General features: G+C 53.0%; 9 protein-coding genes. 2 read left to right on the top strand and 7 right to left on the bottom strand.

What is annotated here, in order from left to right:
* Positions 1-108: 108 nt before the first annotated feature.
* The 5 genes from WC317_08075 to WC317_08055 are packed head-to-tail and all read right to left on the bottom strand — an operon-like array spanning position 109 to position 3,210.
* Positions 109-747, bottom strand: coding sequence for a sigma-70 family RNA polymerase sigma factor (locus tag WC317_08075; GenBank protein MFA5340083.1), 639 nt, complete (start codon positions 745-747; stop codon positions 109-111).
* Positions 748-1,365: an FAD-dependent thymidylate synthase gene (thyX, locus tag WC317_08070; protein ID MFA5340082.1), complete on the bottom strand. Its 618-nt coding sequence runs from the start codon at positions 1,363-1,365 to the stop codon at positions 748-750.
* 6 nt (positions 1,366-1,371) lie between these two features.
* On the bottom strand, positions 1,372-1,530 hold the full coding sequence (locus WC317_08065) for a hypothetical protein (protein ID MFA5340081.1): 159 nt from the start codon (positions 1,528-1,530) through the stop codon (positions 1,372-1,374).
* A 53-nt stretch (positions 1,531-1,583) separates the two neighbouring features.
* Complete coding sequence (locus WC317_08060) at positions 1,584-2,411, bottom strand: sugar-binding protein (GenBank protein MFA5340080.1); 828 nt, start codon at positions 2,409-2,411, stop codon at positions 1,584-1,586.
* Positions 2,412-2,427: 16 nt separating this feature from the next.
* Entirely contained in the window at positions 2,428-3,210 is a 783-nt protein-coding gene (locus WC317_08055) for a M48 family metallopeptidase (protein MFA5340079.1), read from the bottom strand.
* Positions 3,211-3,275: 65 nt separating this feature from the next.
* On the opposite strand from WC317_08055, the gene WC317_08050 reads away from it, so the two are divergent.
* Positions 3,276-3,737: a hypothetical protein gene (locus tag WC317_08050; protein MFA5340078.1), complete on the top strand. Its 462-nt coding sequence runs from the start codon at positions 3,276-3,278 to the stop codon at positions 3,735-3,737.
* Positions 3,734-4,906: a methyl-accepting chemotaxis protein gene (locus WC317_08045; protein MFA5340077.1), complete on the top strand. Its 1,173-nt coding sequence runs from the start codon at positions 3,734-3,736 to the stop codon at positions 4,904-4,906. Before WC317_08050 ends, WC317_08045 begins: the two co-directional genes overlap by 4 nt.
* Positions 4,907-4,930: 24 nt before the next feature.
* Here WC317_08045 and WC317_08040 read toward each other — a convergent pair whose 3' ends face one another.
* Both WC317_08040 and WC317_08035 read right to left on the bottom strand, forming a co-directional pair.
* Positions 4,931-6,331 carry a hypothetical protein gene (locus tag WC317_08040; protein MFA5340076.1) on the bottom strand — a complete coding sequence of 467 codons (1,401 nt, stop codon included), beginning with the start codon at positions 6,329-6,331 and terminating at the stop codon, positions 4,931-4,933.
* 7 nt (positions 6,332-6,338) lie between these two features.
* On the bottom strand, positions 6,339-6,934 hold a 596-nt coding region (locus WC317_08035), incomplete at its 5' end, for a hypothetical protein (protein ID MFA5340075.1).

Below are 6,934 nucleotides of genomic sequence, written 5' to 3'. Positions count from 1 at the left end.
CGCGTTTCGGATTCCTTGAGCTTGCCGCCGAGGAAAGCCGCCAAGCCCGCCTCGTCCGGGCATTTTACCGCCGTCGCGTCATGTAATTTTGTCATCTTCCCTTCCATATCATAATAGACGCTCTTTTTCGAGTTTTTCTTTCAAGTATTTTTTCGCCCGCGAGATGGTCGTAGATACGGTATTTAGCGGGATATTGAGCGTATCCGCTATCTCGTTGTGCTTCATCCCGTGGAGGAGGCCGAGTTTTACAACTATCCTCTCCTTCGGCTTAAGCTCCTCGATGGCCGACTCCAGCGCCTCCCGGGCATCGCTTAATTGCGCTTCCCTGTCCGGGCCCGGGGCCTTTGACGGCAGGACCTCTTCGAGCGTCCCAGCTCCGCCGTCTTCATTCTTATATATCTCTTCGTATATCGATATCGAATTCGGCGGCGACTGGCGCTTCATCTTCCTGAAATGGTCAACTGCCGCGTTTCCGGCTACCATGGCGAGCCATCCGGCGACCTTGTCCCTCTCTTTGATCTGGGCAAGTTTATCGCCGGCCCATAAAGCGATAAAGACATCCTGGTGGATGTCATTTATGTCTTCGTCCTCGAAATTATACCCGAGCCTTTTCAGCCTGTCCCTTATCGCCCAATACACTACCTTTGAGTAGCGCTCCACGAATATATCCCACGAGCGCTTATCCTTCCTTATACAGCCTTCTATCAATTGTTCCGGGGATGGGCTGGCCAGGTCTGAGGATCCCATTTACTGCTTTGGCATAACCTTTTCTTCGAAGGCCTTCGCCGTGACCGGCATCGTCTCCCTGAATATCTCGAGGAGGGCCTTCGCGTATTCGCGGATCTCCGGCTGCGCCGCCTTATCGAGCCGCAGCTTGAGGAAATTCATGAGCGAACGGGCATTTACCGTCCAGTAATAGAGCGTATACAGGGAAAGCGGCAGGACGCCGCGGGCTTGTTCCCGTTTTATACCTGAAGCTACGATAGCTTCATAGGTATCAAAGGCGTCATTTATCGACTTCTTATATTTTACCAGCGCCTCGCCTGAAAGGTTCTCCGGCGTGTAGAAATCCCTCTTAGCCAGGCAATACCTCAGCGACATCTCATTGTACGTGCCGATGCGGTGGCGGATCCACTGGCGCGCGACGAATATCGGGCATTTGACGTCAAACCTGAAATAGGCGTGCTCGAAAGGCGTGCCGTGGTCTTTTGATATGAGGTGGCGGATGAGTTTTGAGTCCGCAGACTCACCCTGCGGCTCGCTCATGTAGCAGCGGCGGGCGCCTTCTATGACCGCCTTGTCGCCGCCCATTGAATCGACGAGCGTAACATATCCGTTATCCAGAACTTTTATCTGCTGGGGCATGATCGGCTATTTATTCTCTGGGGTGTTGTACTTCTTGGCCTTCTCTTTCTTCTCGTAGCATTCCGGGCAATTATAGACCGGCTTGGCCAACGCCCTGTCGTATCCCGGGGCGACTACCACCCTTCTTACCTCGGGCACGTCGCGTCCGCATGTGTCACATTTCATTGGCTATCCTCCGATTTGATGATTTTATCAATATTAGGGGGCTTTTTCAATGCCTATTTAGGCTTATGGACGGTGAAAGTCATAAAAACCACGATGGCCGTAACGGCGATAATTATGCCTATTATGGCGGCATAAGAGAGCGTGAATGCGGCCTGCGGGGCGGCAAGGACCGCCGTCCCCCACTGGCTGGGATCGGAATAGAACTCTTTTGTGCCGGTCCAGGCCAGTTGCGCCTTCCTCTTGCCCTTGTCGCTGTCATCTACCGCTATATCGAAATCGAACTTCTTGCCCAGTTCAGGCTTGAACCCGCCTAACACCTTAAAAGGTATCTTAGCCTCGATGATGTACCCTTTATCCCGCTGTTTCGAGGCGACTTCTATACCGCTCCGGTAATCGTCGCGCCGCCAGACCCATTCGCCCGGCTTAATATCCTTGTTGTTGCCGGGGCTTAGCCCTATCTGGTAATCACCCTTGCCGAAATATATCCTCGCGGGATCCGCCTTCCCGTCCATCCCCAAGAGGACCTCTATGGCGTCGCCGTCCCAGATGTCGGGCCCTTCCTTGTTATTATCGAACGGGAGATCGTCGGTCACCCTGGCCGCGACGTAGAGGTTCTCATTGTCCCAGAGGAGATAGATATCCGCGCTGATGTCATCCTTTCCGCCATATTCGAAATACTGGAGCTTTTCGAAGGACTCGCCGTCCATCCTTATGGCGTACCCGGGATACTCATCGAGATTCCCGTCGATCAAGACGGGCTTTACCGCTTTCGGTATCCGGACCCCGGGCTTTTGCTGCGGCTTGTCCGCGGGATATGCGTTACGCGCCGTGAGAAAAATCAAACACAGGATAATCGCGGGAAAAAGGAATTTAGCCTTCATGCTCCCCTCCGAATGATCACCATCTGTCCTTGTCTATCGGCTCATTTATCCAATCGGTAAAGGTCTGCTGCCCGTTTATCTCGCGGTTAATATTGGCGATCCTCTCCCCCTCGTAAGGATGGGACCTGAAATAGGTATAAGGCCTTATTCTGTCCCTCTCGGCATCGTGCATCGTCTTCATAAAAGTGATCAAGGCCCTGGGGTCGTAACCGGCCTTCTCGGTGTACATTACGGCGCGCTTGTCGGCCTCAAACTCATCCCGTCTCGAATAGGAATACATAAGGGAAGTGGCCGCCAGGCCGGTCGCCTGGGAGGCCCCTCCGCCGCCCGCTAACGCGGAAGCGATCGTTATGAGGTCCATTATGGAACCGGCTTGTTGCTGTTTGACGGAATGCCGCGCGGCGATGTGCCCGATTTCATGGGCGATTACCCCGGCCAGCTCGTCGTCGTTCTTGCACTTGGTGACCAGCCCTTTGAAGACATAGACCCATCCGCCGGGCAGCGAGACCGCATTTATGTCATCGATATCGATCACCTTGAAATGGTAGATAATGTCCTTCCGGTCGCATACCCTGGCCAGGTTGTTGCCTATAAGCTCCACGCGATCCTGCATATGCTTATCTTCGACAAGCTTGACCTGCCTCTCGATCTGCTTGGCAATGGCATCCCCCTGCGCCACTTCCGCCTCGGTGGACGTATTGACCGCTTCATCCCTGCCGGTCACGGAATTATATTCCGCGTAGACCGCCGGGAAGGCCGAAAAAACATAAAAAAGCGCCAAAATGAGGGGGAGTTTCATGGTAATAAATTAACATATTGCAAAAAGGAAGTAAAGCCCTTATAATAACGGATGTGAGATATTTTATGCTTTTGATCCTTATCGCGGGCGCCGTCTTTTCCGCGGCCGGCTGCTCGGAAAAGGGCCCCAAAAAAGAGGTCATCGCCAAAATAGGCGATTATTCCTTATATAAAGAGGATTTCCTCTCTGAGGCATCGCTTTACACTCCGGAATACCGCAATAGCGTCCCCAAAGAACGGCTCCTGAACGATATAATAGAGAAAAAGGTCCTTCTGCTGGAAGCCCGGCGCCTGGGCCTGGACAGGGACCCTGAATTCATGAAGATGGTCGAGCGGTTCTGGGAGCAGAGCCTCCTGCGTTCGCTCCTGAATAAGAAGTCGGAAGAGGTCCTCTCTTCGATCCCTGAGACGGAAAAAGACCGCAACCGGAAGGCGAGCGGGATGATCAAGGCGTGGATCGCCGGCCTACAGAAGGGGACGAAGATCGACATCAACAGAGAAGCCCTTAAGAAGATAGACATAAAATGACAAAGGCCCCTGAGCATAGGAACAGGAGAAGAAATTATTTCATAAAGAAAAAATTCCAGGCGAGTTTCATAGTCAAGTTCTGCCTGCTCCTGATATCGGCCTGCCTTATAATGAGCGTCATCTCCCTCCTCCTTACAAAGAAGACTGTGACCACGAGTTTCGAGGGCCTGAGGCTTATCGTAAAGAGCACCGCAGACTACATACTGCCTGTCCTGGCCTCCAGCGGCATGATAGCGATCGTGCTCGTAAGCCTCGCGACCATAGCGGTGCTCCTTTTTATATCCCACCGTATTTATGGGCCCATATACCGCCTGGAAAAAGATGTCGCCGAGATAGGCAAAGGCAACCTGACAGTGGAAGTCCGCCTAAGGGAACACGACGAATTCAAAGACCTGGGCGGGATAATAAATGCCGCGGTCAAGAATATAAAAGATCCCCTCTCTTCTTCGCAGGCCAAAATAAAAGAACTCGAGGAAGAGGTCAAAGGAATGAGGTCACTGCTGCGGTCGAAAGACGCACCCGGAGGTGAGATAGAAAAGAGATTGGGCGATATCGAAAAAAAGATCGGGCAGGTAAAGAACAATCTCTCTTATTTCAGGATATCCCCCGTATTTTTGTTCCTCCTCCTCTTCGCCGCGGCGACCGCCTCAGCCAGCGTCATCTCGGAGGACGGCCGTTTCTCCGACGGCAGCGACTGGACGAGCGTCAACAGCCTCTATTGCACCGTCTTCTTTAAGGACGGCGTCGACCTCGCGGCGGTGAACGGCAGGATAGACACGTACAAGATAGATTACGGGCTTACGGAAAAACCTCCGCGCGGGGGCGATGATACGAAGGATGAGATCGCGTATAAATTCGACCTTATATTCTCCAAGGTGCAGGAGATACTCGACATGAGGCCGAAAGACCTTCGGATGAACGTCAGGATCTACAGGGGGCAGGACGATCTCGACAGGGTATATGTCGAAATATTCAGGCAGGATAACAAGTTCATAGCCTACTATATCTTCAAGCTAAACACGCTCTTCGCCAGCGAGGAGAAGGTCTCGGCCAATGTCCTCGCCCACGAGATAGCGCATTGCGTCGTCGACCATTACTTCTCGGTCATCCCTCCCACCAAAGTCGCGGAGATGATCGCGCAATACGCGGACGTCCACTTAAGGAACTAATTAGTCGCTGAAGGATTTTGGGGACTAATTAGGCTTCTTACCGACCCTCGGCGGATCGACCGCCGCGCAACCTTTTGACCATAACTCCTTAAGGGCGTAATACGCCTTTTTGGGTATCCTCTTGTTGACGCCGGTATCTTTATCTTTCTCGAGGCTTAACCCTACGATGCCGTACCACTCCTCGTTCATGTTCATATGGCCTTCGGTCTCGATATCGAAATAATAGGCGCCGTTAGCCCAGCCGGCCGCCTCGTCCTGCACAAACCAGCCCGCGGGGTTGGACGCGTCGTGCTTCCACCATTCATCGTTCCACTCGAATATACAGCCTCCCAGCACCGTCCCCTTGCCCGTCATGCCGCAGCTGTTGCGAAGCATCTCTTTCCACTGGGTTATAAGGAACTTGACCTGGAAGTCCTCATCTTCCTTTTTAGCGAGGGCATTGAACCTGTCGCAGCCGAACTCGATCAATACTATAGGTTTGCCGAGGCGCTTATCAGCCTGTTCCCATGTATTGCCGAAACTCATACCGCGGTAAGAGATAAGCCCGAGTATGTCTACGTCGGGCGTCAACGGCTTTGCGATCTCGAGATAGAAGACTTCGCCGTTCCCCATCGCGACCGGATGGTTCGGGTCTATCTTTTTTGTCTCCTTCGCGATGTCATTTACGAAGGAATAATATATCTTAGCTTTAGCGTTCGCCCTCTCTTTCGGGTCCGCTATCGCGTCAAGCTCGGCCGAGCCCCACGGGGACATCGAGTCGTCAAAACTATAATCATTCTCGTTACCCAATACCCACATCAATATTCCCGGTTCGTCCTTATAGGTCTTGACTATGCTCAGCACCTGTTCCTTCAATAATTGCCTGTAATTTTCGTCGGTATAATTGGGAGGCGGGACATCATATATACCGAGGTTGTGGCCGAGGATCGTGCGGATGCCGAATTTCTGGAAAAGGTCGCTTATGACCTGCTTGACCTCTTTCGGGTTTTCCCCCGGCTGATAGATGCGGACCGTATTGATGCCGGCATCTTTCATAAGCTGGCCGTCGACCAGCCACGGTTTCGCCGGGTCGCCCCACCAGTTGTAGGTATAGTCATTCCCCGGAGGTACGGGCTGATAGCATACGCCTATGATAAGATACGGCGCGCCGCCGGCCAAAAGCCTGTAATGGCCGGTTTTCAGCAGCCTCTCCAGGACGACCTTCTTTGTCTTGGCGGCAGGCTTCTGAGAGAACTTGTTCAGGAGGAAACACCCGCCGATGAAGAAAACCAGCAGCAAAAGTACCAGCGGGATCGCAAAATACCGCCTTTTCCTGTGGCCCCTTCTCGCGTGATGGGCCTCATGATGGCTCTCATGATGGCCCTCGTGATGGCCCTCGTGATGGCTTTCGTGATGTCCGGGATGATGGCTTGTATGATGGTCCATATTTTATTTACTCGTAATAGATGTCGTCTAGAAAGATCGCGAACCCGTTCGGGTTATCGGCAACACTGGCCGCCCAGCAGAAACCGCCGGAGATGTAAGAAAGGCTTTTCCCGGTCAGGTCGATCGTATATTCTTTCCAATCGCGGGTGAGGGTTATGGGCCCGATAGAGACGGAATCCGAATCGCCGTATTCGCCAGTAATGCCGCCTACTTTGACTTCGGCCAATACCTCGCCGCCTCTTTCTCCGCGCGCCCAAAATATAAGCTTCTTGGCGCCTGTCAGGTCGAACCCGCCTTGCTTCGTCCCCCAGTTATTCGCCGGGTTCTGCCAGAAGATCCCCGCCCATCCCGCTCCCTGTTTCTGTTCTCCGGTGTATACGATCTTTATGCAGGTGGTCCCGGTATGGGGATTATCCTTGCATCCGGTATCGATCTTCATATCACCGTAATCGCCCATCCAGCCCGAAGGAATATAATGGTTATCGCGAGCCGACCTGTCGGTATAGACGTTGAACCTCTTGAAACCCGTGTCAGCGGCGGAAGTAACGGCCGCGTCAGCGGCGCATGAACGGCCCGAAACGCAGACAGTCAGCGCCAATAGCA

It is taken from the genome of Candidatus Omnitrophota bacterium (assembly GCA_041653595.1).
Lineage (GTDB): Bacteria > Omnitrophota > Gorgyraeia > Pluralincolimonadales > Pluralincolimonadaceae > Pluralincolimonas.
The sequence above is the reverse complement of the archived record's forward strand: the minus strand, read 5'-3'. Positions and strand labels throughout refer to the sequence as shown.

Bases quoted from the DNA above. Each gene is read 5' to 3' on its own strand.
- WC317_08075 (MFA5340083.1), bottom strand. From the start codon at position 747: ATGGGATCCTCAGACCTGGCCAGCCCATCCCCGGAACAATTGATAGAA.
- thyX (MFA5340082.1), bottom strand. From the start codon at position 1,365: ATGCCCCAGCAGATAAAAGTTCTGGATAACGGATATGTTACGCTCGTC.
- WC317_08065 (MFA5340081.1), bottom strand. From the start codon at position 1,530: ATGAAATGTGACACATGCGGACGCGACGTGCCCGAGGTAAGAAGGGTG.
- WC317_08060 (MFA5340080.1), bottom strand. From the start codon at position 2,411: ATGAAGGCTAAATTCCTTTTTCCCGCGATTATCCTGTGTTTGATTTTT.
- WC317_08055 (MFA5340079.1), bottom strand. From the start codon at position 3,210: ATGAAACTCCCCCTCATTTTGGCGCTTTTTTATGTTTTTTCGGCCTTC.
- WC317_08050 (MFA5340078.1), top strand. From the start codon at position 3,276: ATGCTTTTGATCCTTATCGCGGGCGCCGTCTTTTCCGCGGCCGGCTGC.
- WC317_08045 (MFA5340077.1), top strand. From the start codon at position 3,734: ATGACAAAGGCCCCTGAGCATAGGAACAGGAGAAGAAATTATTTCATA.
- WC317_08040 (MFA5340076.1), bottom strand. From the start codon at position 6,331: ATGGACCATCATACAAGCCATCATCCCGGACATCACGAAAGCCATCAC.